Origin of the sequence: Streptomyces sp. NPDC090127 (assembly GCF_044746945.1) — a bacterium.
In the GTDB taxonomy this organism is placed as follows: domain Bacteria; phylum Actinomycetota; class Actinomycetes; order Streptomycetales; family Streptomycetaceae; genus Streptomyces.
Genome location: NZ_JBIVDE010000006.1, coordinates 497,233 through 521,251, shown reverse-complemented (window position 1 = coordinate 521,251; position 24,019 = coordinate 497,233). Strand labels below are relative to the sequence as shown.

General features: G+C 72.9%; 21 protein-coding genes and 1 tRNA gene. 14 read left to right on the top strand and 8 right to left on the bottom strand.

The genetic code is table 11. The features are described 5' to 3' along the window. Position 1 precedes the first annotated feature (1 nt). The 8 genes from ACIPPS_RS24335 to ACIPPS_RS24300 all read left to right on the top strand — a co-directional run bounded on the left by ACIPPS_RS24335 (position 2) and on the right by ACIPPS_RS24300 (position 9,848). Positions 2 to 958: a carbohydrate ABC transporter permease gene (locus ACIPPS_RS24335; protein WP_401435689.1), complete on the top strand. Its 957-nt coding sequence runs from the start codon at positions 2 to 4 to the stop codon at positions 956 to 958. Further along, positions 955 to 1,794, top strand: a complete 840-nt coding sequence (locus ACIPPS_RS24330; protein WP_401435687.1) for a carbohydrate ABC transporter permease — start codon at positions 955 to 957, stop codon at positions 1,792 to 1,794. The genes ACIPPS_RS24335 and ACIPPS_RS24330 overlap by 4 nt, the downstream gene beginning before the upstream one ends. 4 nt (positions 1,795 to 1,798) lie before the next feature. Continuing rightward, positions 1,799 to 3,520, top strand: a complete 1,722-nt coding sequence (locus ACIPPS_RS24325) for a beta-N-acetylhexosaminidase (protein WP_401435685.1) — start codon at positions 1,799 to 1,801, stop codon at positions 3,518 to 3,520. A 226-nt stretch (positions 3,521 to 3,746) separates the two neighbouring features. Further along, positions 3,747 to 4,622 (top strand): FAD binding domain-containing protein, encoded by an 876-nt coding sequence (locus ACIPPS_RS24320; protein ID WP_352187423.1) that lies wholly within the window; start codon positions 3,747 to 3,749, stop codon positions 4,620 to 4,622. Then, complete coding sequence (locus tag ACIPPS_RS24315; protein ID WP_401435681.1) at positions 4,619 to 6,100, top strand: (2Fe-2S)-binding protein; 1,482 nt, start codon at positions 4,619 to 4,621, stop codon at positions 6,098 to 6,100. The genes ACIPPS_RS24320 and ACIPPS_RS24315 overlap by 4 nt, the downstream gene beginning before the upstream one ends. Next, the gene (locus tag ACIPPS_RS24310) at positions 6,097 to 8,406 is read left to right on the top strand and encodes a xanthine dehydrogenase family protein molybdopterin-binding subunit (protein ID WP_401435678.1); all 2,310 of its coding nucleotides are present in this window, start codon (positions 6,097 to 6,099) and stop codon (positions 8,404 to 8,406) included. Before ACIPPS_RS24315 ends, ACIPPS_RS24310 begins: the two co-directional genes overlap by 4 nt. A gap of 261 nt (positions 8,407 to 8,667) precedes the next feature. Next, positions 8,668 to 9,201: a hypothetical protein gene (locus ACIPPS_RS24305; protein ID WP_401435675.1), complete on the top strand. Its 534-nt coding sequence runs from the start codon at positions 8,668 to 8,670 to the stop codon at positions 9,199 to 9,201. Continuing rightward, positions 9,198 to 9,848, top strand: a complete 651-nt coding sequence (locus ACIPPS_RS24300) for a hypothetical protein (protein WP_401435672.1) — start codon at positions 9,198 to 9,200, stop codon at positions 9,846 to 9,848. The genes ACIPPS_RS24305 and ACIPPS_RS24300 overlap by 4 nt, the downstream gene beginning before the upstream one ends. Before the next feature lie 27 nt (positions 9,849 to 9,875). On the opposite strand, the gene ACIPPS_RS24295 is transcribed toward ACIPPS_RS24300, so the two are convergent. Both ACIPPS_RS24295 and ACIPPS_RS24290 read right to left on the bottom strand, forming a co-directional pair. Next, positions 9,876 to 10,262 (bottom strand): hypothetical protein, encoded by a 387-nt coding sequence (locus ACIPPS_RS24295; RefSeq protein WP_401435669.1) that lies wholly within the window; start codon positions 10,260 to 10,262, stop codon positions 9,876 to 9,878. 42 nt (positions 10,263 to 10,304) lie between these two features. After that, a tRNA-Cys gene (locus ACIPPS_RS24290) sits at positions 10,305 to 10,379 on the bottom strand. A 169-nt stretch (positions 10,380 to 10,548) separates the two neighbouring features. Here ACIPPS_RS24290 and ACIPPS_RS24285 point away from each other — a divergent pair. From ACIPPS_RS24285 to ACIPPS_RS24270, 4 genes are all read left to right on the top strand, one after another. Beyond that, complete coding sequence (locus ACIPPS_RS24285) at positions 10,549 to 12,003, top strand: MFS transporter (RefSeq protein WP_401435666.1); 1,455 nt, start codon at positions 10,549 to 10,551, stop codon at positions 12,001 to 12,003. Positions 12,004 to 12,244: 241 nt separating this feature from the next. Further along, positions 12,245 to 14,035: a DEAD/DEAH box helicase gene (locus ACIPPS_RS24280; RefSeq protein WP_401435664.1), complete on the top strand. Its 1,791-nt coding sequence runs from the start codon at positions 12,245 to 12,247 to the stop codon at positions 14,033 to 14,035. 322 nt (positions 14,036 to 14,357) lie between these two features. Beyond that, a complete protein-coding gene (locus ACIPPS_RS24275) occupies positions 14,358 to 14,999 on the top strand; it encodes an IclR family transcriptional regulator (RefSeq protein ID WP_401435661.1) in 642 nt (213 codons plus the stop codon). A gap of 192 nt (positions 15,000 to 15,191) precedes the next feature. Further along, positions 15,192 to 16,013 (top strand): hypothetical protein, encoded by an 822-nt coding sequence (locus ACIPPS_RS24270; RefSeq protein ID WP_401435658.1) that lies wholly within the window; start codon positions 15,192 to 15,194, stop codon positions 16,011 to 16,013. On the opposite strand, the gene ACIPPS_RS24265 is transcribed toward ACIPPS_RS24270, so the two are convergent. The 4 genes from ACIPPS_RS24265 to ACIPPS_RS24250 all read right to left on the bottom strand — a co-directional run bounded on the left by ACIPPS_RS24265 (position 15,946) and on the right by ACIPPS_RS24250 (position 18,931). Then, entirely contained in the window at positions 15,946 to 17,466 is a 1,521-nt protein-coding gene (locus ACIPPS_RS24265; protein WP_401435656.1) for an MFS transporter, read from the bottom strand. The genes ACIPPS_RS24270 and ACIPPS_RS24265 overlap by 68 nt on opposite strands. Next, positions 17,463 to 17,663, bottom strand: coding sequence for a hypothetical protein (locus tag ACIPPS_RS24260; RefSeq protein WP_401435654.1), 201 nt, complete (start codon positions 17,661 to 17,663; stop codon positions 17,463 to 17,465). Before ACIPPS_RS24260 ends, ACIPPS_RS24265 begins: the two co-directional genes overlap by 4 nt. A 53-nt stretch (positions 17,664 to 17,716) precedes the next feature. Further along, on the bottom strand, positions 17,717 to 18,367 hold the full coding sequence (locus ACIPPS_RS24255; protein WP_401435651.1) for an ArsR/SmtB family transcription factor: 651 nt from the start codon (positions 18,365 to 18,367) through the stop codon (positions 17,717 to 17,719). Between the two features lie 87 nt (positions 18,368 to 18,454). Next, the gene (locus tag ACIPPS_RS24250) at positions 18,455 to 18,931 is read right to left on the bottom strand and encodes an Lrp/AsnC family transcriptional regulator (RefSeq protein WP_401435648.1); all 477 of its coding nucleotides are present in this window, start codon (positions 18,929 to 18,931) and stop codon (positions 18,455 to 18,457) included. Positions 18,932 to 19,067: 136 nt separating this feature from the next. On the opposite strand from ACIPPS_RS24250, the gene hppD reads away from it, so the two are divergent. Further along, positions 19,068 to 20,207 (top strand): 4-hydroxyphenylpyruvate dioxygenase, encoded by a 1,140-nt coding sequence (gene hppD / locus ACIPPS_RS24245; protein WP_401435847.1) that lies wholly within the window; start codon positions 19,068 to 19,070, stop codon positions 20,205 to 20,207. Between the two features lie 175 nt (positions 20,208 to 20,382). Here the strand turns inward: hppD and ACIPPS_RS24240 are convergent, their stop codons facing one another. Further along, positions 20,383 to 21,867 (bottom strand): tetratricopeptide repeat protein, encoded by a 1,485-nt coding sequence (locus tag ACIPPS_RS24240; protein ID WP_401435646.1) that lies wholly within the window; start codon positions 21,865 to 21,867, stop codon positions 20,383 to 20,385. A 98-nt stretch (positions 21,868 to 21,965) separates the two neighbouring features. Between ACIPPS_RS24240 and ACIPPS_RS24235 the strand changes: the two genes are divergently transcribed. Further along, positions 21,966 to 23,345: an FAD-binding oxidoreductase gene (locus ACIPPS_RS24235; protein WP_401435643.1), complete on the top strand. Its 1,380-nt coding sequence runs from the start codon at positions 21,966 to 21,968 to the stop codon at positions 23,343 to 23,345. Positions 23,346 to 23,427: 82 nt separating this feature from the next. Here the strand turns inward: ACIPPS_RS24235 and ACIPPS_RS24230 are convergent, their stop codons facing one another. Next, on the bottom strand, positions 23,428 to 23,919 hold the full coding sequence (locus tag ACIPPS_RS24230; protein WP_401435640.1) for an SsgA family sporulation/cell division regulator: 492 nt from the start codon (positions 23,917 to 23,919) through the stop codon (positions 23,428 to 23,430). Positions 23,920 to 24,019: the final 100 nt, after the last annotated feature.

The window sequence follows — 24,019 nt, the reverse complement described above, 5'->3', positions numbered from 1 at the left end:
CATGACCCTCACCACCGCCCCGAAGACGCCGGGGGCGGAGACGGCGCCCGCCGTCCGCCCCCGCCGCCCCGGCAGGCCCCGGAGCCGCGCCGGCTGGACGCCCTGGCTCTACCTGCTCCCCGCCCTCGTCGTCATCGGCGGGCTCCTCGTCTACCCGATCTACCAACTCGGCCTCATCTCCTTCCTGGAGTACACCCAGGCCCAGGTCAGCGGCGGCGAGCCGACCTCCTTCCAGGGCTTCGGCAACTACGCCGCCCTCTTCTCCGACCCGCAGTTCTGGCAGGTCCTCCTCGCCACGGTCCTCTTCGCCGCCGCCTGCGTGGTCACCACCCTCGCGGTCGGCTGCGCGCTCGCGGTCCTCCTGACCCGCGTACGGGCCCTGCCCCGGCTCGCGCTCATGCTCGCCGCGCTCGGTGCCTGGGCCACCCCCGCCGTGACCGGCTCCACGGTCTGGGTCTTCCTCTTCGACCCCGACTTCGGCCCGGTCAACCGGCTGCTCGGGCTCGGCGACTTCTCCTGGACGTACGGGCGCTACAGCGCCTTCGCCCTGGTCCTCTTCGAGGTCGTCTGGTGCTCGTTCCCGTTCGTGATGGTCACCGTCTACGCGGGCATCAAGGCCATCCCGTCCGAGGTCCTGGAGGCCGCCGCCCTCGACGGAGCCTCGCAGTGGCGGATCTGGCGCTCGGTCACGGCGCCGATGCTCCGGCCGATCCTGGTCGTCGTCACGATCCAGTCGATCATCTGGGACTTCAAGGTCTTCACCCAGATCTACGTGATGACGGGCGGCGGCGGCATCGCCGGACAGAACCTCGTCCTCAACGTGTACGCGTACCAGAAGGCCTTCGCCTCCTCCCAGTACAGCCTGGGCTCGGCGATCGGCGTCGTCATGCTGCTGATCCTGCTGGCGGTGACGCTGGTGTACCTCCGTCTGCTGCGCCGCCAGGGAGAAGAACTGTGAGCACCTTCCGCATCCGGCGGCCCGGGCGGCTCGCCGCCGAGGCCGTCGCCCTCCTGGTCGCGGCCGTCGTCGCCTTCCCGCTGTACTGGATGGTCCTCTCGGCCTTCAAGCCGGCCGGCGAGATCCAGTCCACCGAGCCACGGCCGTGGACCCTCGCCCCGTCCCTCGACTCGTTCCGGCGCGTCTTCGAACAGCAGGAGTTCGGCCGGTACTTCCTCAACTCGCTGGTCGTCGCCTGCACGGTGGTCCTCGCCTCCGCGCTCATCGCCTTCCTGGCGGCCACGGCGGTCACCCGGTTCCGGTTCCGCTTCCGGACCACCCTGCTGATCATGTTCCTGGTCGCCCAGATGGTGCCGATCGAGGCGCTGACCATCCCGCTCTTCTTCCTCATGAGGGACTTCGGCCAGCTCAACACGCTGGGCTCGCTGATCCTGCCGCACATCGCCTTCTCGCTGCCGTTCGCGATCTGGATGCTGCGCGGCTTCGTCAAGGCGGTGCCGGAGGCGCTGGAGGAGCAGGCGGCGATCGACGGCGCGAGCCGGACCCGCTTCCTGTGGCAGATCCTCTTCCCGCTGGTCTTCCCGGGCCTCGTCGCGACCAGCGTCTTCTCGTTCATCTCCACCTGGAACGACTTCCTGTTCGCGAAGTCGTTCCTCATCAGCGACACCTCGCAGTCGACCCTCCCGATGGCGCTGCTGGTCTTCTTCAAGCCGGACGAGAACGACTGGGGAGGCATCATGGCCGGGTCGACCGTGATGACGATCCCGGTGCTCGTCTTCTTCGTACTCGTACAGCGCCGCCTGGTCTCCGGACTGGGCGGGGCGGTGAAGGACTGACGTCATGTCCGACAAGGACCTCATTCCCGCGCCCTCGCACGTCGAGGGCCCCCACGCCGGCGCCTTCCTCCTCGACGGCGAAACGACCCTCACGGCCGCGCCCGGCACCGAGTCCACCGAGCGGTGGCTGCGCGCCACCCTCGGCGCCGCCTTCGGGCTCCCGCTGCGGCCCGCGCCGCTGGACACGGCGCCGGACATGGCGCAGGACACGCCACTGGGCACGCCGCTGGACACGGCGCAGGACACGCCGCTGGGCACGCCGCCGGACACGCCGCTGGGCACGCCGAACAACGTGTCCCTGCGCGTCGACGACACCCTGGGGCCGGAGGCGTACCGGCTGACCGTCGTCGCCGACCGCGGTGTCGAGATCGTGGGCGGCGGTCCGGCCGGTGTCTTCTGGGGCGCCCAGACGCTGCGTCAGCTCCTCGGCCCCGACGCCTTCCGCAGGGCTCCCCGGCCCGACGCCGTCGCGGCCGTGGCCGGCCAGACCGTCACCGACGCGCCCCGCTTCCGGTGGCGCGGGCTCATGCTCGACGTGGCGCGGCACTTCCTGCCCAAGGACGACGTCCTGCGCCAGCTCGACCTGCTCGCCGCGCACAAGCTCAACGTCTTCCACTTCCACCTCACCGACGACCAGGGCTGGCGCGTCGAGATCAAGCGCCACCCGCGCCTCACCGAGGTCGGCGCCTGGCGGGCCCGTACGAAGTGGGGGCACCGGGCGTCGCCGCTCTGGAACGAGACGCCGCACGGCGGGTTCTACACCCAGGACGACATCCGCGAGATCGTCGCGTACGCCGCCGAGCGGCACATCACCGTCGTCCCCGAGATCGACGTGCCGGGCCACTCGCAGGCCGCCATCGCCGCCTACCCCGAACTCGGCAACGCCGACGTCGTCGACACCGGCGCCCTCACCGTCTGGGACACCTGGGGCGTCAACCCGAACGTCCTCGCCCCCACCGACACCACCCTCCGCTTCTACGAGGGCGTCTTCGAGGAGATCCTCGACCTCTTCCCGTCCACCTTCGTCCACGTCGGCGGCGACGAGTGCCCCAAGGACCAGTGGAAGCAGTCCCCGACGGCCCAGGCCCGCATCAAGGAGCTGGGCCTCGCCGACGAGCACGAGCTCCAGTCCTGGTTCATCCGCCACTTCGACCGCTGGCTCGCCGACCGGGGCCGCCGCCTCATCGGCTGGGACGAGATCCTGGAGGGCGGCCTCGCGCCCGGGGCCGCCGTCTCCTCCTGGCGGGGGTACGCGGGTGGCGTCACCGCCGCCGAGGCGGGCCACGACGTCGTCATGTGCCCCGAGCAGCAGGTGTACCTGGACCACCGTCAGGCGCCGGGCGAGGACGAGCCGATGCCCATCGGCTTCGTACGGACCCTGGAGGACGTCTACCGCTTCGAGCCGGTGCCGCCGGGCCTGAGCCCCGAGGCCGCCGCCCACGTCCTGGGCACCCAGGCCAACGTGTGGACGGAGGTCATGGAGAACCGCTCCCGCGTCGACTACCAGGTCTTCCCGCGCCTCGCCGCCTTCGCCGAGGTCGCCTGGTCCGCCCTGCCCGAGCCGGGGGAGCGGGACTTCGCGGCGTTCGAGCGCCGGATGACCGCCCACTACCGGCGCCTGGACGCCCTCGGCGTCGACTACCGGCCGCCCGCCGGGCCGCTGCCCTGGCAGCAGCGCCCCGGGGTCCTCGGCAGGCCCATCGAGGGGGCGCCCCCGAACGTGTGAGGCACCTCGCGTCCCCACGTCACCCAAGAGCGGCAAAACGGAAGTTACCGTCTCTGGTAGGTCTTCCTGGACGGAACCGTCCTTCGCGGACCCTCGCGTCGGACGGCTCGGAAGATGTGCCAGAGTTGCCACGTCCAGCCTGTGAGCACGTACGGTACGGCCACACAGGCACGACAGCCGGGGACGAGTCGGGGACCGCCGGGGGACACCGGGAAGGGGCAGCGGGTTGACCACGCACGCACCACAGACGGCGCAGTCCGTGACGCTGCCGGCCTCGCTCGACGAGGCCGTGGCGGCGTTGACCGCCATGCCCGCCGCCGTACCGGTCGCGGGCGGCACGGACCTGATGGCCGCCGTCAACAAGGGCCAGCTCAGGCCGGCCGGACTGGTCGGCCTCGGCCGGATCAACGAGATCCGCGGCTGGCAGTACCAGGACGGCCACGCCCTGCTCGGCGCCGGTCTCACCCACGCCCGGATGGGCCGCCCCGACTTCGCGGCCCTCATCCCCGCCCTCGCCGCCGCCGCGCGGGCCGCCGGACCGCCCCAGATCCGTAACGCGGGCACCCTCGGCGGCAACGTCGTCACCGCGGCGCCGACCGGTGACTCGCTGCCCGTCCTGGCCGCCCTGGAGGCCGACCTCGTCGTCATGGGCCCGCTCGGCACGCGCGAGATCCCGGTCTCCCATCTGCTCGCGGGCCGCGACCTGCTGGCCCCCGGCGAGCTGGTCGCGTTCGTCCGCGTACCCCTCCTGCACGCCCCCCAGGTCTTCCTCAAGGCCACCGGCCGCACCGGCCCGGCCCGCGCCACCGCCTCCGTCGCGGTCGTCCTCGACCCGGCCCGGCGGGGCGTGCGCTGCGCCGTCGGAGCGATCGCGCCGATGCCGCTGCGGCCCCTGGAGGCCGAGCACTGGATCGCCTCGCTGGTGGACTGGGACGGCGACCGGGGGCTCGCCCCGGAGGCGCTGACGGCCTTCGGCGAGTACGTGGCGGCGGCCTGCATCCCGGACCCGCCGGGCGACGAGCAGCTGCCACCGGCCGTACTGCACCTGCGGCGCACGGTCGCCGCGCTGGCTCGACGGGCACTGGGGAGGGCGCTGTCGTGAGCGACGAACCGAACGAGAACGAGACCGGGAACGCGAGCGGGCACGGGAGCGGCTCCGGGCACGGGAGCGGCTCCGCCGGCGGGTGGGAGCCCATCCCGCAGAGCGAGGGGTACGACGGCGACGCCACCGCGTTCGTCCACCTCCCGCCGGAGTTCATGCTCGACGGCGTCCCGCTGGAGGCCCCGGGCCACGGCTACGTACCGCCGATGATCATGCCGCTGACCCCGCTCACCCCGGCGGCGGGGACCGACCCGGCGGCGACCGGCCAGTGGGTCGTGCAGGTGCCGACGGAGGCGGAGCCGGTGCAGCCGGTGCAGCCGGTCGAGCAGGTCGACCCCCTGGGGCAGTCCGATCCCCTGGGGCAGTCCGACCCGCAGGCGACGGGGCAGTGGGCCTTCCCCGGGGCGTCCGAACCGGTGCCCGGCCCGGCGGAGCACGACCCGTACGCGACGGTCCGGTGGAGCTACGCCGATCAGGCCGACCCCGGGGCGACCGGCCAGTGGTCGATCCCCGTGGTGACGGAGGGCGTGGACGCCTCCGACGACTCGGGCGAGTACACGACGTCGATGCTGACGCAGTACGCGAGCAGCGCCCCGGCGACCCTGCCCGGCGGCGCACCGGCGCCGTGGGCGGTCCAGGAGCCGGAGGCCGAGGCGGCCGAGGCGGCCGAGGCGCCGGGCCAGGAGGCGGCGCCCGAGCCGTCGGCGCCCGAGGAGGCCCCGGCCGCGGAGGCGGCCCCGGCACCGGAGGCGGTACGCGCGGAGGCCGCCGAAGAGGCACCCGGCGAGGATCTTGAGGGCGCGCCCTTCGAGGAAGCGCCCCTCGACGCGGCGCCCTTCGACGCGGCGCCCCTCGACGCAGCTCCCTTCGAGGAAGCGCCCGAGGAGGCCGTCGGTGGCTCCACGGGCAACAGCGCGGACAGCGACGAGCATCCGCACATCTCGTACGTCCTGCGCGTGAACGGCGCCGACCGCCCCGTGACGGACTCCTGGATCGGCGAGTCGCTGCTCTACGTCCTGCGCGAGCGGCTCGGCCTCGCCGGGGCCAAGGACGGCTGCTCGCAGGGCGAGTGCGGCGCCTGCAACGTCCAGGTCGACGGCCGGCTCGTCGCCTCCTGCCTGGTGCCCGCCGCGACGGCGGCCGGCAGTGAGGTGCGTACGGTCGAGGGCCTGGCCACCGACGGCGAACCGTCGGACGTGCAGCGGGCCCTGGCCCGGTGCGGGGCCGTCCAGTGCGGCTACTGCGTACCGGGCATGGCCATGACCGTCCACGACCTGCTGGAGGGGAACCACGCTCCGACCGAGCTGGAGACCCGCCAGGCGCTCTGCGGCAACCTCTGCCGGTGCTCGGGCTACCGGGGAGTGCTCGACGCCGTGCGCGAGGTCGTCACCGAACGCGAGGCGCACGCGGCCGCGTCGGCCGACGAGGCGCGCATCCCGCACCAGATCCCGCACCCGCACGACGGAGGCATGGCGTGAGCAGCGACGCGACCACCGCCACCACCACGGTCGACACCCTGGAGCAGGAGCCGGCCGCCCACGGCCTGGGCACCTCCCTGCCGTCGGCCGACGCCCGGGCGAAGGCCGAGGGCACGTTCCCGTACGCCTCCGACCTGTGGGCCGAGGGCCTGCTGTGGGCGGCGATCCTGCGCGCGCCGCACCCGCACGCCCGGATCGTGTCGATCGACACGAGCGCGGCGGCGGACATGCCCGGGGTACGGGCCGTGGTGACGCACGCGGACGTGCCGGGGGAGGCGACGTACGGCAGAACGGTCGCCGACCGACCGGTCTTCGCCTCCGACCTGGTCCGCCACCACGGTGAGGCGATCGCGGCGGTGGCCGCGGACCACCCGGACACGGCGCGCCTCGCGGCGGCGGCGATCGCGGTCGAGTACGAGGTCCTGGAGCCGGTCACGGACCCCGAGAAGGCCTTCGCGGCCGAGGCGTTGCACCCGGACGGGAACCTGATCCGGCATATCCCGCTGCGGTTCGGCGACGCGGAGGCGGCGGGCGAGGTCGTGATCGAGGGCCTGTACCGGATCGGCCGCCAGGACCCGGCGCCCATCGGCGCGGAGGCCGCGCTCGCGGTGCCGCGCCCCGACGGCGGGGTCGAGCTCTACACGGCCTCCACCGACCCGCACACCGACCGGGACCTGGCGGCGGCCTGCTTCGGCCTGTCGCCCGATCAGGTCAAGGTGGTCGTGACGGGCGTACCGGGCGCGACGGGCGACCGTGAGGACCCGGGCTTCCAGATCCCGCTGGGCCTGCTGGCGCTGCGTACCGGCTGCCCGGTCAAGCTCACCGCGACGCGCGAGGAGTCCTTCCTCGGCCACGCCCACCGTCACCCGACGCTGCTGCGCTACCGCCACCACGCGGACGCGGAGGGCCGGTTGGTGAAGGTGGAGGCGCAGATCCTGCTGGACGCGGGCGCGTACGCCGACGCGTCCTCGGAGTCGCTCGCCGCCGCGGTGGCCTTCGCCTGCGGCCCGTACGTGGTCCCGCACGCCTTCATCGAGGGCTGGGCGGTCCGTACGAACAACCCGCCGTCCGGCCATGTGCGGGGCGAGGGCGCGATGCAGGTGTGCGCGGCGTACGAGGCGCAGATGGACAAGCTGGCGGCGAAGCTGGGCATGGACCCGGTGGACGTGCGGATGCGCAACGTCCTGGCGACCGGGGACATCCTCCCGACGGGCCAGACGGTGACGTGCCCGGCGCCGGTGGCCGAACTCCTCGCGGCCGTGCGCGACTTCCCCCTCCCCTCCCTGCCGATGGACACGCCGGAGGAGGACTGGCTGCTGCCGGGCGGGCCGGAGGGCGCGGGCGAACCGGGGGCGGTGCGCCGGGGCGTGGGCTACGCGCTCGGCATGGTGCACATGCTCGGCGCGGAGGGCGCGGACGAGGTCTCGACGGCGACGGTGAAGGTCCACGACGGTGTGGCGACGGTCATCTGCGCGGCCGTCGACACGGGTTCGGGCTTCTCGACGCTGGCGCGGCAGATCGTCCAGGAGACGCTGGGCCTCGAGGAGGTCCACGTCGCGTCGGTGGACACGGACCAGCCGCCGGCGGGCCCGGCGACGCACGGCCGGCACACCTGGGTGTCGGGCGGGGCGGTGGAGCGCGCGGCGAAGATGGTCCGTACGCAGCTGCTGCAACCCCTGGCCCACAAATTCGGCATGTCCACCGAACTGCTCCAGATCACGGACGGCAAGATCACGTCGTACGACGGTGTCCTGTCGACCACGGTCACGGAGGCGATGGACGGCAAGGAACTGTGGGCCACGGCCCAGTGCCGCCCGCACCCGACGGAGCCGCTGGACGACTCGGGCCAGGGCGACGCGTTCGTGGGCCTGGCCTTCTGCGCGATCCGCGCGGTGGTGGACGTGGACATCGAGCTGGGCTCGGTGCGGGTGGTGGAGATGGCGGTGGCGCAGGACGTCGGCCGCGTCCTGAACCCGGCCCAGCTGGCGGCCCGTATCGAGGCGGGCGTGACCCAGGGGGTCGGCGCGGCCCTCACGGAGAACCTCCGTACGGCCCGCGGCGTGCTGCGCCACCCGGACCTGACGGGCTACGCCCTGCCGACGTCCCTGGACGCCCCCGACATCCGCCTGGTGAAACTCGTCGAGGAACGTGACGTGGTGGCCCCCTTCGGCGCGAAACCGGCGAGCGCGGTCCCGGTGGTCACCTCCCCGGCAGCGGTGGCCTCGGCGGTCCGCGCTGCCACGGGCCGCCCGATCAACCGCCTCCCGATCCGCCCCCAGGCAGCGGTGGGCGCCCCAACGGCGTGACGGGCGTCCGCCGGCCGGAACCCGCCCCCGGGCACAGGCGGTGACGGTACCGCTCGCTAGGGTGACGGACGTTGCGTGTGCCGACGGGGGAGGTAGCTGTGTCGTTCGAGGCAACGCCCCGGTGACCGGATGAGGGGCCTGAGGGGTACGCGAATCGCTTCCGTCGCTGCGGGGCTGGCCGCTTGCGGCCTCCTCGTCGGCTGCGCCGGGGGAGGGGGCCAGAGCGGACAGCGCGTCCATGCCGCCCAGCAGTGCGACGAAGTGCTGTCCCCGCAGGCGGCCGGGGCGCTGACCACCGTCCTGCGGACCGATACGTTCACGCACGCGCCGACGGGTGGTCTCGAGCGGGCAGCGGACGAGGTGGCCTCGGACTACGCGCGCGGCGAGGCAGCGTGGCATGAAGACATGTGTACGGCGCGGCCGAAGACGGGACGGGCCGCGCTGAAGGTCGACTTCCGACTCTACGACCCTGTCGACCTGATCGGGAAGACGCGCGTGGCCCACCTGCATCCGTACGAGGGGATGTGCCGTGAGGTGCACGCCGGGTTCAGGACCGCGTTCCTCTACGTCGACTGTGTGAGCCCCCGGATCGAGGGCTCCCAGGAGGTGCCCGTCCGTGTCGCGGGAACACTGGACCTCGACCCGCCCTGGCCGCCGGACACCGTGGCGATCCGCGAGGCGAACCTCACGGCGCTCCATGCGGCGACCCTTGCTCTCGTGAAGCGGCTCGGCTGCGGGAACAACGCGGGGCTGCCGGACCGGGCGGTGCTGAAGAAATCGGGGAAGGTGACATGAGAAGCGCCGGGCGAGGGCTCTGGCTGCCCGTGGCGGTGGTCCTGCTCGTCACGACGACAGCGTGCTCCGGCGGCGAGGACGCGGCCGAGGGCCGGGGAGAGGTTGCGGCGGAAGTCTGCGACGGCTTCGCCGGACAGCCCGTCGTGGCATCGGCGTTGGAGGCGATCGCCGGGCAAGGCGTCGCTCTGTCGAGCAGCGGCGCCGAGCCCGAGAGGGTCCTCCGCGATCTCAAGGCTGCCGGCCTGAAGCCCCAGTCGGGCAAGTCGCGGACTCCGGGCATCCCCTTCTGCACGCTGGAGACAGCAGGCGACGAGCGGAACGTTCTCTCCCTCACCTTCCGTGAGGCGCTCGCCCTTCCGTCGGGCCAGGCCGCCGCGGACGGCGTCACCGGCTACGCCACCGGTGCCCTGGCCACGTCCTCCGACTCGTACGCCGCGATCTACTTCCCTTGCAGGATGCAGCCGCCCGCCCACGAGATCGTCGTCGCCGCCGAGCTCGAGCGCGCGGACGAGAACGGAGCGGACCACGAGGGTCTGCGGGACGACCAGATCACCCTGGTCAACGCCGCGGCGCGCAAGGTGGCCGCACAGCTTGGTTGTCAGGACCCCCGTCTCCCGGTCAGCGTGCCGGAGAGCGGCGGGTCCTGACGGGTCGTGACACGAGGACGTCCGTGCCTACGCGTCCTCGGTCGCGCGGGAGGCGCCCGCCAGGGAGAGGGTGAGGATCGAGGCGCGGGTGATCAGGGCCGCCAGGAGGATGGTCGTGACGCCCGTGATCTCGAACGGGGCGATCCTGCCCCCCAGCCAGGACAGCAGCCACCAGATCAAGGCGTCCTGGACGAAGCCCGCCGCCGCGAAGGCCAACAGGGCGAGGGGCGGGACCGGGGCCGACGGGCCGACGTGGATGAGCTGGGTGAGGACGGCGATCACCACGCCCGCGATCACGACCGAGAGGATCGCGTCCGCCGTGTCCGCGCCCAGGGTCACCCCCGGGAGCAGGGCGCCGGCGAGGGCGGCTCCGACGAGGGCGCCCAGGCGGCGTCTTGTGCCCGTGTCCGTCATGGCCGGACTCTGGCACACCTGCGCGGCGTTGTGAAGATCCTGTGGAGGCCGTGGCGGGAATTGAACCCGCGTAACTCGCTTTGCAGGCGAGCCCCTGAACCACTCGGGCACACGGCCGTGTTGTGCACGAGTACGACCGTAGGCGGGGTGGGGCCGGGGCTCAAGGAAATGCCGGGGCGTGCAACATGACTGACACGGCGCGTTCATGGTCGTACGGCCGAAGGATCAGGACGCCGTACGACTTCGGACAGGGGTCATCCAGGGGTATGCCTCTTACTCTGGGGGCATGAGCGCCCTCGAACCCCGCGACACCCACCTCGCGCCGCCGACCGCCGCCGCCCCCGCCCCGGGCGGCGGGTCCGTGCTCGATCGGGAGCATCGGGCGCTCAGCGTCGGGATCGTCTCCGTCGTGCTGCTCATCGCCTTCGAGGCGACCGCCGTCGGGACCGCCATGCCCGTCGCCGCGCGCGAGCTGAACGGCATCCCGCTCTACGCCTTCGCCTTCTCCGCGTACTTCACCACCAGCCTCTTCGCCATGGTCCTGTCCGGGCAGTGGTCCGACCGCGGCGGGCCCCTCGCCCCGCTCGCCGTCGGCATCAGCTCCTTCGCCGCCGGGCTGCTGCTCTCCGGGACCGCCGGCACGATGTGGCTCTTCATCCTCGGGCGGGCCGTGCAGGGGCTCGGGGGCGGGCTGGTGATCGTGGCGCTGTACGTGGTCGTGAGCCGGGCCTACTCCGAACAGCTGCGGCCCGCGATCATGGCCGCCTTCGCCGCCAGCTGGGTCGTCCCCTCCGTCGTCGGGCCGCTCGCCTCCGGGACCATCACCGAGCACCTGGGGTGGCGGTGGGTCTTCGTCGGGATCCCCGTCCTCGTCGTCTTCCCGCTCGCGCTCGCGCTGCCCGCGATCCGCCGTACCGCCTCCGGCGCCGCCGACGCCGGCGCGCCCCTCCCGCCGTACGACCGGCGCCGCATCCGGCTCGCGCTCGCCCTCTCCGCCGGCGCCGGGCTCCTCCAGTTCGCCGGGCAGGAGCTGCGCTGGCTCTCGCTGCTGCCCGCCGCCGTCGGCGTGGCGCTGCTCGTGCCCGCCATGCTCGGGCTGCTGCCCCGCGGGACCTACCGGGCCGCCCGCGGCCTGCCGTCGGTGGTGCTGCTGCGGGGGATCGCGGCGGGCTCGTTCATCGCCGCCGAGTCCTTCGTCCCCCTCATGCTCGTCACCCAGCGCGGCCTGAGCCCCACCCTCGCCGGTCTCTCGCTCGCGGTCGGTGGCGCGACCTGGGCGCTCGGGTCCTGGGTCCAGTCCCGGCCGTGGACCGAGCCGTACCGCGAACGGCTCGTCGTCATCGGGATGCTGCTCGTCGCCGCGGCGATCGCGACCGCGCCGACCGTCCTGATCGCCTGGGTACCCGCCTGGATCGTCGCCTGCGCCTGGGCGTGGGGCTGTCTGGGCATGGGCCTGGTGATCTCCTCGACGAGCGTGCTGCTGCTCAAGCTCTCGGCACCGGAGGAGGCGGGCGCGAACTCGGCGGCGCTGCAGATCTCGGACGGCCTGTCGAACGTCCTGCTGCTCGCGGCCGGCGGCGCGGCGTTCGCGGCGCTCGGTGGAGGAGCCGTCGGCCACGCCACGACCGCGTCCACCGGAAGCGCCCACCCCGCCGCCTTCGCCGCCGTCTTCCTCCCGATGGCCGGCGTGGCCCTCGCCGGGGCGTGGGTGGCTACGCGGCTGCGGAGCGCGGGAGCGTAGGCGAGGAGGGAGACCATAGGGGCCGGGGTCGCCGTAGAGAGGTCGAAGGGTGCGTGACGGCCTGGTCGGCGACGTGGCCGACGGTGTCCTCGCCGACGTTCCGGGGGCCGTCGGCCTGCCGTCGGGGTTGTGAGGACCGTCTCACGGCACCCCCGCACGGCCTTGTCCCGCCCGATCCGCGGTGGCCGCACCGGTAGGGTGGCCCGGTTGTCATATCTGGACGAGCGTCGAACCGGAGACCGTGACTACCACCGCCACCTCCTCCCATCACCTCTCTCCCGCCTTCCCCGGCCGGGCTCCCTGGGGCACCGCCAACAAGCTGCGTGCCTGGCAGCAGGGCGCCATGGAGAGATACATCCAGGAGCAGCCCCGCGACTTCCTCGCGGTCGCGACGCCCGGCGCCGGAAAGACCACCTTCGCGCTGACGCTCGCGTCCTGGCTGCTGCACCACCACGTCGTGCAGCAGGTCACCGTCGTCGCGCCCACCGAGCACCTGAAGAAGCAGTGGGCCGCCGCCGCCGCGCGGATAGGGATCAAGCTCGACCCCGACTACAGCGCCGGGCCGCTCAGCAAGGAGTACCACGGCGTCGCCATCACCTACGCCGGTGTCGGCGTGCGACCCATGCTCCACCGCAACCGCTGCGAGCAGCGCAAGACCCTCGTCATCCTCGACGAGATCCACCACGCCGGTGACTCCAAGTCCTGGGGCGAGGCCTGCCTGGAGGCCTTCGACCCGGCGACCCGCCGCCTCGCCCTGACCGGTACGCCCTTCCGCTCCGACACCAACCCCATCCCCTTCGTCACGTACGAGGAGGGCAACGACGGCATCCGGCGGTCCTCCGCGGACTACACGTACGGGTACGGGAACGCCCTGGGCGACGGCGTCGTGCGGCCCGTCATCTTCCTCTCCTACAGCGGCAACATGCGCTGGCGCACCAAGGCCGGCGACGAGATCGCCGCCCGCCTCGGCGAGCCCATGACCAAGGACGCCATCTCCCAGGCCTGGCGCACCGCCCTCGACCCGCGCGGCGACTGGATGCCGAACGTCCTGCGCGCCGCCGACCAGCGTCTGACGGAAGTCAGGAAGGGCATCCCGGACGCCGGCGGGCTCGTCATCGCCTCCGACCAGGAATCCGCCCGTGCCTACGCCAAGCTGATCCGGGAGATCACCGGCACCAAGGCCACGGTCGTACTCTCCGACGAGGCGGCCGCCTCCAAGCGGATCGACGAGTTCAGCGAGAACAACGACCGCTGGATGGTCGCCGTCCGCATGGTGTCCGAGGGCGTCGACGTCCCCCGCCTCGCCGTCGGCGTGTACGCGACGACCATCTCGACCCCTCTCTTCTTCGCCCAGGCCGTCGGACGTTTCGTACGTTCGCGCAGGCGCGGCGAGACCGCCTCCGTGTTCCTTCCCACCATCCCCAACCTCCTCGGCTTCGCCAACGAGATGGAGGTCGAGCGCGACCACGTCCTCGACAAGCCGAAGAAGAACGGCGAGGAGGACCCGTACGCCGAGTCCGAGAAGGAGATGGCGGAGGCCGAGCGGCAGCAGGACGAGGACACCGGCGAGCAGGACCAGCTGTCCTTCGAGGCGCTGGAGTCCGACGCCGTCTTCGACCGCGTCCTCTACGACGGCGCCGAATTCGGCATGCAGGCGCACCCGGGCAGCGAGGAGGAGCAGGACTACCTCGGCATTCCCGGGCTCCTTGAACCCGACCAGGTCCAGCTCCTCCTCCAGAAGCGGCAGTCCCGCCAGATCGCCCACAGCCGCAAGAAGCCGGACGGTGAGGCGGACCTGCTGGAGCTTCCTGCGGAGCGTCGGCCCGTTGTTTCCCACAAGGAGCTGCTGGAGCTGCGGAAGCAGCTCAACACGATGGTCGGTGCGTACGTCCACCAGAGCGGCAAGCCCCACGGCGTGATCCACACCGAGCTGCGCCGGGTCTGCGGCGGTCCGCCGAGCGCGGAGGCGACGGCCGGGCAGATCCGCGAACGGATCAAGAAGGTGCAGGAGTGGGCCACGCGGATGCGGTGAGGCCCTGAAGGTCCCGACCTCCATGGCCTGAATCGTTCGTACGACAAAGCCGAGCTTGTCCCGTGATCTCCCGCGACCGGCCGACTTACGACCCGAACCGGCCGTATCGGGTCACCCGCGCCCGGATTCTGGACGAGGTCTTCCGCTGAGCGGAGTGGCTCGCTAATGTCCCCGCACATGTAATCGCCCCGTGGCAGCGCCGCCGCGGAGCGCAGCCGGTGCGCATGGCCTGCCGGCGGCCTCTGACGTGTGTCGCCGCGGGACCGGCGCCGCTGCTGTCGTTTGAAGGTCCGCCGTCACTCACTCCGAAGGAGAGGGCGTCGTGACCGCGGAAACCTCCCAGACGCTCGACCGGGGCCTCAGGGTCCTCAAACTGCTCGCCGACACCGACCACGGCCTGACCGTCACCGAGTTGTCCAACCGACTCGGGGTCAACAGGACCGTCGTCTACCGTCTGCTCGCCACACTCGAACAGCACGCGCTCGTCCGACGCGACCTGGGCGGTCGCGCCCGGGTGGGCCTCGGCGTGCTGCGGCTGGGCCGCCAGGTCCACCCGCTCGTACGGGAGGCCGCGCTGCCCGCGCTGCGTTCGCTGGCCGAGGACATAGGCGCCACCGCCCATCTGACCCTCGTCGACGGCGCGGACGCGCTGGCGGTCGCCGTCGTCGAACCGACGTGGACGGACTACCACGTGGCCTACCGGGCCGGTTTCCGCCACCCGCTGGACCGGGGCGCGGCCGGCCGCGCCATCCTCGCGGCCCGGCAGGGCAGCCTCATCGAGCCCGGCTTCACGCTGACCCACGGCGAACTGGAGGCGGGCGCGAGCGGCGCCGCCGCCCCGCTGGTCGGCATCACCGGCATCGAGGGCAGCGTGGGCGTCGTCATGCTCGCCGACGCGGTCCCGGAGCGGGTCGGCCCGAGGGTCGTCGACGCGGCCCGCGAGGTGGCCGACGCCCTGCGCTAGGCGGCGGCGTCGCGGTTACGGAGATCCAGGGCGCCGACCACGCCGCCGTCTGCGGCCCTTGGGAGCGAGCCGCCGACCAGGCCGCCGTCTGCGGCCTGCGGGGAGCGAGCCGCCGTCTGCGGCCTGCGGGGAGCGAGCCGTCGACCACGCCGCCCCCGGCGGCCCGCCGGGGGCGACCAGTAGATTGGGGGCGTGCTCTCCAGTCTCTCGCGTCACCGTGCGCTCGCGCTCTGCGCCCTGCCCGTCGCCGCGCTCTTCGCCGTCGTCGGGCTCGCGCCGTTGCCGTTCGCCATCGCCTCGCCCGGTACGACCGCCGACGTCCTCGGCGCCGTCGACGGGAAGCCGGTGATCACGATCAGCGGCGCGCCCGTCCAGGCGACGGAGGGCAAGCTGCTCATGACCACCATCGTGGCGACCGGGCCGAGCGTGGACAACGACTTCGGTGACATCGCCGACGCCTGGTTCCGTACCGACCAGGCCGTGCTGCCGCGCGACTCCGTCTACCCGCCCGGCAAGTCGGACGCCGAGGTCGAGAAGCACAACCTCGGCGAGATGAAGGAGTCGCAGGACGCCGCCACCCTGGCCGCCCTCGGCTATCTGAAGCTCGACCCGAAGGACGTGAAGGTCACGCTGCACCTCGCCGACATCGGCGGGCCCAGCGCCGGATTCCTGTTCTCGCTCGGGATCGTCGACAAGCTCGACGGCGGCGGCAGCGACGACGGCAGCGGCGGCGGAAACGGCGGCGGCGATCTCACCGGGGGGCGGACCATCGCCGGTACGGGCACGATCGAACCGGACGGCACGATCGGCGCCGTCGGCGGGGTCTCGCTGAAGACCCAGGCCGCCGCGCGGGACGGGGCGAGCGTCTTCCTCGTACCGAAGGCGGAGTGCTCCGACGCGCAGGCGGAGCTGCCGAAGGGGATGCGGCTGATCCCGGTCACCACGCTCAGCGCCGCGGTGGACTCCCTCCGGGCGCTGGAGCAGGGTCAGGAGGCGAAGGTTCCGAGCTGCTGAGCGGCTGATCGGCCCGTTCCGAACGACTCGAACGACCCGAACGGCTCGAACGGCTCGAAGGGCCCGGTCGGCCCGCCTGGTCCGGCCGGCCCGGCCGGCCTGTCCCGCCCGCCGCCGCCAGGCCCGCCTGGCCCGCCCGGCCGGTCCCGCCCGCTCCCGCCCGGCCCGTCCGGCCGTGCGGTCCCGGCGGTGTCGGTGGCTCCATCGTGCGCCAGGACGGGAAGACCATCGGCGCGAGGGTGGCCAGGAAGTAGACCCCGCCGAACCCGAGCAACGCCGCCGTCAGGCCGGCCCGCTCGACCAGCTGCCCGGCGGCGAGGCCGCCCAGCGGGGTGGCCAGGAGCACCCCGGCCGTGGACACCCCCGAGACCCGGCTGCGCAGCTCGGCCGGGACGATCTCGTACTTCACCGTCGTCAGGATCGGGTTCAGCACCCCCGCCCCGAAGCCGCCCGCCGCCATGACCACGAGCAGCGGCGCCGTGGTGTCGGTGACGGCGGCGACGACGTACGGTGGCGCGCCGCAGAGCAGGAAGCCGCCCGCGAGGACCGCCCGGCGCGGGAAGCGGTGCCCCACGACTCCGTACGTGAGCGCTCCGAGCAGCGCGCAGCCGCCGAAGACGGAGACCAACAGGCCGAGGGCGGCCGGGCCGCCGAGGTGTTCCCGGGCGTGGACCGGCAGCAGGACCGAACTCCAGCCCTGGCTGAGGCCGTTGGTGACCATCACCAGCAGGATGATGCCGAGGATCAGCCGGGAGCGGAGCACGAAGGTGTAGCCCTCGCGGAGTTCGGCCCGGTAGGCGGGGAGGGAGAACGGGGCCGGGTCCTTGCTGGGCGCGGCGGCCGGCAGCCCCCGGAGGCCGACGAGCACCAGCAGGGCGGAGAGCCCGAAGGTGCCGGCGTCGAGGTACAGGACGGTGTCCGCGCCGAGGACCGCGACGAGGACGCCCGCGAGGGCGGCGCCGGTCATCCGGGCGCCCCGGGAGACCGCGTCGTAGAGGCTCGCGGCCCGGGCGAGCGGGGTCCGGGCGTGGCTCGCCAGGTCGGGGATCAGGACGGAACGGGCGGTCTCGCCGGGCGCGTGGAAGAGGCCGGTCACCGCCATCAGCGCGCACAGCATCCAGAACTCCAGCAGGCCCGCGTCGTGCAGGAACGGGATCGCGGCCAGCGCGAGCGCGCAGACGAGGTCGGAGGCGACGCTGATTCGCCGGCGCCCGATCCGGTCGATGACCGGGCCGCCGACGATCGCGGAGACGACGACGGGGGCGGCGGCGCAGAACGCGACCAGCCCCGCCTTGCCGGGGCTGCCCGTGGTGTCCAGCGCGAACCACGGGACCCCGATGAGTGTGAGCGAATTGCCGGTGACGGAGATGGCGTTGGCGGCCAGGACGGTGGCCAGCGGACCGCGCGCCGACCGTGCGGGCCTTCGCGGTACGCGTCCCCCCGGCGCGTTCACGCGGCGAGGGTGACCGGCCGGGCGGTGCCGCTTCCCCTGCCCGGGAGCGCGAGCCGCAGGCCCAAGGTGACCAGCGCCCAGCCGAGTTGGGCCCGGACCGGGTTGCGGGGGACGGTGTGGGCGCGGGTGTCGGTGGCGAGGCCGTGGAGTTCGGCGGCCCTCAGGTCGTGGAGGATGAGGTGGACGTCGGCGTGCATGGCTTCGTGACCCTTCCGGTGGCGGGTGGGTGGCGATGGGATCGTCGTGCTTGTCAGTCCTCGGCCTGCGGGAACGCGTGCAGATGGACGCGTACGCGGTTGGCGTCCGGCTCCTGCGCGGCGGGGGAGTCCCGGTAGCTGTCGATGAGTTCGTGGAGCTTCTCGTCGAGTTCGCGCAGCGCCGCCGGGGTGAGCCGCAGCGTGAAGTCGCTCATGTCGGAGGCGCCGAGCCAGGTCTCGTCCCAGTCGTGCCGGGTGCCGATGTAGGTGTTCAGCTCCTGGGTGTGGATGGTCGCGATCTCGTGCAGATAGACCTCCACGGCGCCCTGCACCTCGGGGTCCCGGTTGTGGTGCAGGGACTCGTCGAACGTCGTGCCCTCCTGGGCCGACTTCCACCACCGCTCCCTGCCCTTGCCCCGGCTCGGGTCGTCCTCGACGAAGCCGTGGACGGCCAGTTGGCGCAGGTGGTAGCTGGTCGCGCCGCTGGACTCGCCCAGCCGCTGGGCCAGTTGGGAGGCGGTGGCGGGCCCGTGGTGGCGCAGGGCGCGCAGCAGCTGGATGCGCAGGGGGTGGGCGAGTCCGCGCAGGGAGCGCGGGTCGAGCGGGCGGCTCAGCCGCGGGTCGGGCTGCGGGTCGGGCTGCGGGATGGATTGCGGGGTGGATTGCCGCTGGGGCCGGCGCGGCTGCTTCTCGGGGGCGGGCATGGCAGGAGCGTAGGCGTGCAAAGAAGTAGTTGCAAGGATTCTTTGCAACTACTTCTTTGTATCTCTGTCACCGGTGCCTCCGGTCGGCTACTCCGCTCCGTCCTCCGCCGCCTGCTCCACCAGCGGGATGATCCGGAGCGGCACCGGGTTCTCCATCACGATCGCCGTCGACGCCCGCACGATCCCCTCGAAGCCGACGACCCGGTCGATGACCCGCTGGAGATCGGCGTTGGAGCGGGCCACCAGTCGGCAGAGCATGTCGCCGTGGCCGGTCGTGGTGTGCAGTTCGAGCACCTCGGGGACGGTCGCCAGGTGCCCCCGTACGTCCGGCCCCTGCCCCTGCTTGATCTCCAGGGTCGCGAACGCCGTCACCGGGTAGCCCAGCGCCGCCGGGTCCACCTGCGGGCCGAATCCGCGGATCACCCCGTTCGCCTGGAGCCGGTCCAGGCGCGCCTGCACCGTGCCGCGCGCCACCCCGAGCCGACGGGAGGCCTCCAGGACCCCGATCCTCGGCTCCCGTGCCAGGAGCACGATCAGCCGGCCGTCCAGATGATCGATCGCCACAGCGTTCTCCCCATGGTCATCCTGTACAAGTCTTCCGGCCATGGTGGCCCGTCGCTGCACAGATTGCCCAGTGCTCCGGCGAACTATTGCGCAGCTTGCCGATCGGCGGGACTCTGCCGTCATGGCAGACAACTCGATGATCATCGATCCCTCCCCCTCCACCGCGCGGCAGGCCGACCCCTTCCCCGTGAAGGGAATGGACGCGGTCGTCTTCGCCGTCGGCAACGCCAAGCAGGCCGCGCACTACTACTCCACGGCCTTCGGCATGAAGCTCGTCGCGTACTCCGGACCGGAGAACGGCAGCCGGGAGACGGCCAGTTACGTCCTGACGAACGGCGCCGCCCGCTTCGTGTTCACCTCCGTCATCAAGGCCTCCACCGACCGGGGCCGCTTCCTCGCCGAGCACGTCGCCGAGCACGGTGACGGCGTCGTCGACCTGGCGATCGAGGTGCCCGACGCCCGTGCCGCGTACGCCTACGCCGTCGAGCACGGCGCCACGGGCGTCACCGAGCCGCACGAGGTCAAGGACGAGCACGGCACCGTCGTCCTCGCCGCCATCGCCACCTACGGCAAGACCCGCCACACCCTCGTCGAGCGCTCGGGCTACGACGGGCCGTACCTGCCGGGCTTCACCGCCGCCGCACCGATCGTCGAGCCGCCGGCCAAGCGCACCTTCCAGGCCATCGACCACTGCGTCGGCAACGTCGAGCTCGGCAGGATGAACGACTGGGTCGGCTTCTACAACAAGGTCATGGGCTTCACGAACATGAAGGAGTTCGTGGGCGACGACATCGCGACCGAGTACTCGGCGCTGATGTCGAAGGTGGTCGCCGACGGCACCCTGAAGGTGAAGTTCCCGATCAACGAGCCGGCGATCGCGAAGAAGAAGTCGCAGATCGACGAGTACCTGGAGTTCTACGGCGGCGCGGGTGTCCAGCACATCGCGCTGGCGACCAACGACATCGTCGCGACCGTGCGCTCGATGCGGGCGGCGGGCGTCCAGTTCCTCGACACGCCGGACTCGTACTACGACACGCTCGGCGAGTGGGCGGGCGAGACGCGCGTGCCGGTGGAGACGCTGCGCGAGCTGAAGATCCTGGTCGACCGCGACGAGGACGGGTACCTGCTGCAGATCTTCACGAAGCCGGTCCAGGACCGGCCGACGGTCTTCTTCGAGATGATCGAGCGGCACGGGTCGATGGGCTTCGGCAAGGGGAACTTCAAGGCGCTGTTCGAGGCGATCGAGCGCGAGCAGGAGAAGCGCGGCAACCTGTAAAGGGGACGCGTCGGCCGAGGGCCTCGGGCGGGCCGCCCGGGGCCCTCGGCATGCGTGCGCCCCGCGCCTCAGGGTTTCCTGAGGCGCGAGCCCGCGCCTCAGGGCGCCTTGGACTGGTCCCGGCTCAGGGCTTCTTGCTCTGCTCCGGCTCAGGGCGCCTTGCTCTGCTCCCGGTTCAGGGCTTCTTGCTCTGCTCCGGTTTCGTGGCGGGCTGCTTCTTCGGGGGGCTCGTCGCGGGCGTGCGGACCTGAGCCGGCGCGGCCGTCTCCGGCGGCGGGGTCGGCTCCGGACGGAGTTCCTCCGGGAGCTCGTCCGGCGGGTCGCCGAGCGCCCGCACCGCCTCGCGGGCCTTCGGGGCCAGCAGGGGCGAGAAGTCCGGGTTGATCCGCAGCGCCTCCGCCAGATGCCGGCGCGCCGGACCGTCCATCTCCAACGCCCGCTCGATCTCGCCCCGGTGGTACGAGAAGAGCGCACTGCGCAGGCCCTCGTCCGTCGCCCTCTTCGCGTACTCCAGCGCCTCCTTCGGCTCCCCGGACCGGAACAGCGCCCACCCCAGCGCGTCCGCCGCCTGCACCGAGTGGTGCCCGCGCGCCCACTCCGCCTTCAGCCGCCGCACCGCCGCCGCCGGGTCGCCGTGGTCCGCCTCGAAGAGGCCGAGGACGACCTCCGCGCCCACCCACGTCCGCGTCCGCAGCAGCTCGTACTGGCTCCGCGCGTCCCCGTCCAGGCCCAGCGACTCGTAGAGTTCGCCCGCCTCCAGGACGTACTCCGGGCGCGGCAGCCCGGCCAGCGCCGCCCGGTGGTCGACCAGTGCCTCGTCCGTGCGGCCGAGCGCCGCCAGCGCCCTGGCCCGCCCGGCCAGCGACGGACCGTGGTCCGGGACGAGCCGCAGCGCCGAGCCGTACTGCGTCACCGCGTCCGCCGGTTCGCCCCGCTCCCACGCGAGGTCTCCGAGCCGTGCGTAGGCCGCCGCCTTGTCCGCGCCGGGCTCGGCGTGCCCCACCGAGGCGAACGCCGCCGCCGACGCGTCCTCGCGCCAGCCCCGGTTGCGGTACATCTGCGCCGTCCGCGCGCTCACCGCCGCGCCCGAGTGCAGCTCCTCCAGGGAGGCGACCGCCTTCTGGGCCGCCTTGTAGTCGCCGAGCCCGTTGTACGCGTCGATCAGCGGCGGGTACGCCGACCAGCGCTTCGGGTCCTCCTTGCGGACCGCCTCACCCCAGGTTCGGGCCGTCCGCCAGTCGCCCCGCGCGTTCGCCAGGGCGGCGAGCCCCAGCTGGGCGTCGAGGTTCCCGCGCGCGGCGGGCCGCACCTCCAGCGAGCGCTTCAGGGCGCGCTCGGCCCGCGGGAAGTCCGCGGTGTCGGCGAGCCGTACGCCCCGCTCCGCGTACGCCGTCCCCAGCACCGCCCATGACGCCTCGTCCGCCGGATGGTCCTTGAGCCACTTCTCCCGGTCGCCGATCAGCGCGGCCAGATCGGGCAGCGAGGCCTGCGCCCCCGCGTTCGCCGCCAGCACCGCGCGGTCCGCCGGGCCGGGCGGGCGCGGCGGCCCCTGGTCGAACAGGCCGGGCGCGAGATCGGGGGCGTAGAGCAGCGCCGTCGCCGCGAGCACCGCACCCACGCCGGCGGCCAGGACCGACCGCGACACGTTCTCCGTCTTCATGCCGCTCACTCTGCGCCCGTACACGCCTGTACGAAGAGCACACGAACGGGCACGGCGGGCGGGTTCACACCGATGGCCCCGGGTGCCACGCTGGACGCATGGACGATCTTCTGACGAGGCTCCACGCGGACCTGCGTACGGGCCTTCCCGCCGAGGCGCTGATCACCGACCCGGACGTCACCGCCTCCTACGCGAGCGACATGGCGAGCTTCTGCGCGGCCGGCACCCCCGCGGTCGTCGTGCTCCCCCGCACCGTCGAACAGGTCCAGCACGTCATGCGCACCGCGACCGCGCTGCGCGTCCCCGTCGTCCCGCAGGGCGCGCGCACCGGTCTGTCCGGCGCCGCCAACGCCTCCGACGGCTGCATCGTGCTGTCCCTGGTCAAGATGGACCGGATCCTGGAGATCAGCCCGGTCGACCGGATCGCCGTCGTCGAACCGGGCGTCGTCAACGCCGTCCTGTCCCGCGCCGTCGACGCCCACGGCCTCTCCTACCCGCCGGACCCCTCCAGCTGGGAGATGTGCACGATCGGCGGCAACATCGGCACCGCGTCCGGCGGGCTGTGCTGCGTGAAGTACGGCGTGACGGCGGAGTACGTCCTCGGCCTGGACGTCGTCCTCGCCGACGGGCGGCTGCTCTCCACCGGCCGGCGCACCGCCAAGGGCGTCGCCGGATACGACCTGACCCGGCTCTTCGTCGGCTCGGAGGGCAGCCTCGGCGTCATCGTCGGAGCGACCCTCGCGCTCCGGCCGCGACCGCCCCGGCAGCTCGTGCTCGCCGCCGAGTTCCCCTCTTCGGCGGCCGCCTGCGAAGCCGTCTGCGCGATCATGGAGCGCGGCCATACGCCGTCCCTGCTGGAGCTGATGGACGGCACCACGATCCGTGCCGTCAACCAGCTGGCGAACATGGGTCTGCCCACCACCACCGAGGCGCTGCTCCTGTGCGCCTTCGACACCCCCGACCCGGCCGCCGACCTGGCCGCCGTCGGGGAGCTGTGCGTGGCGGCCGGGGCCACCCAGGTCGTACCCGCCGAGGACGCGGCCGAGTCCGAACTGCTGCTCCAGGCCCGCCGGCTGTCGCTCACCGCGCTGGAGACGGTCAAGACCGCGACGATGATCGACGACGTGTGCGTACCCCGGACGAAGCTGGCCGCGATGCTCGACGGGACGGCCGCCATCGCGACGAAGTACGGCCTGACCATCGGCGTCTGCGCGCACGCGGGCGACGGCAACACCCACCCCGTCGTCTGCTTCGACCACGAGGACGAGGACGAGTCGCGGAGGGCGCGGGAGTCCTTCGACGAGATCATGGCGCTCGGCCTGGAGCTGGGAGGCACGATCACCGGCGAGCACGGGGTGGGTGTCCTGAAGAAGGAGTGGCTGGCGCGGGAGTTGGGACCGGTGGGGCTGGAGATGCAGCGGGGCATCAAGCGGACCTTCGACCCGCTGGGGATCCTGAACCCCGGAAAGGTGTTCTGAGCCGGACGCCGCCGACCCGCCGGGGATCCTGAACCGGGAAAAGTGCTCTGAGCCGGGCGCCGCCGACCCGCCGGGGCCCGGCTCACGCCTCACCGTCCTGCGAGTCGTCCGAGGGCCACGGGTCGTGCGGCCAGAGGTCGTCGGCGACCGAGGTGATCGCGAGCAGTTCGGCCAGACCGTCGTCGAGGGAGAGCTGCTCGGACTCGGTGCCCGGCGGGACGGCCCGCAGGGTCCGCTCCAGCCAGGCGGACACCTGCGCGGCGGGCGTCTCCAGGAGCGCGTCGCCGTCGGGGGAGGAGAGCGCCATCAGGACGACGTCGTGGCCGTCGACCTTCGTGGGCCAGATCCGGACGTCGCCGTGACCGCACGCCCGGAAGACGCCCTCGACGAGCAGTTCGCGGGCGAAGGTCCACTCGACCGGGTACTCCGAGCCGACGTGGAAGGTGATGTGGACGGCGTACGGGTCGTCGGTGCGGTAGGCGAGGCGGGCCGGGACGGGGATGGAGCGCTCGGGGGAGAGCACCAGCTTCAGCTCCAGCTCGCGCTCGACGACGGTGTTCTCGGTGTTCCGCATGGCCTGACGTCCTCTCCGGTGCCGGTACGGGGCCCGGGTGGGCCCGCGCAGGGAGAGAGCGCGGTGGTCGCCGGCCATGACGCGACTTCGGGAAGGTTTT

Bases quoted from the DNA above. Each gene is read 5' to 3' on its own strand.
- ACIPPS_RS24335 (WP_401435689.1), top strand. From the start codon at position 2: ATGACCCTCACCACCGCCCCGAAGACGCCGGGGGCGGAGACGGCGCCC.
- ACIPPS_RS24325 (WP_401435685.1), top strand. From the start codon at position 1,799: ATGTCCGACAAGGACCTCATTCCCGCGCCCTCGCACGTCGAGGGCCCC.
- ACIPPS_RS24300 (WP_401435672.1), top strand. From the start codon at position 9,198: ATGAGAAGCGCCGGGCGAGGGCTCTGGCTGCCCGTGGCGGTGGTCCTG.
- ACIPPS_RS24295 (WP_401435669.1), bottom strand. From the start codon at position 10,262: ATGACGGACACGGGCACAAGACGCCGCCTGGGCGCCCTCGTCGGAGCC.
- ACIPPS_RS24285 (WP_401435666.1), top strand. From the start codon at position 10,549: ATGAGCGCCCTCGAACCCCGCGACACCCACCTCGCGCCGCCGACCGCC.
- ACIPPS_RS24260 (WP_401435654.1), bottom strand. From the start codon at position 17,663: ATGCACGCCGACGTCCACCTCATCCTCCACGACCTGAGGGCCGCCGAA.
- ACIPPS_RS24255 (WP_401435651.1), bottom strand. From the start codon at position 18,367: ATGCCCGCCCCCGAGAAGCAGCCGCGCCGGCCCCAGCGGCAATCCACC.
- hppD (WP_401435847.1), top strand. From the start codon at position 19,068: ATGATCATCGATCCCTCCCCCTCCACCGCGCGGCAGGCCGACCCCTTC.
- ACIPPS_RS24240 (WP_401435646.1), bottom strand. From the start codon at position 21,867: ATGAAGACGGAGAACGTGTCGCGGTCGGTCCTGGCCGCCGGCGTGGGT.
- ACIPPS_RS24235 (WP_401435643.1), top strand. From the start codon at position 21,966: ATGGACGATCTTCTGACGAGGCTCCACGCGGACCTGCGTACGGGCCTT.
- ACIPPS_RS24230 (WP_401435640.1), bottom strand. From the start codon at position 23,919: ATGCGGAACACCGAGAACACCGTCGTCGAGCGCGAGCTGGAGCTGAAG.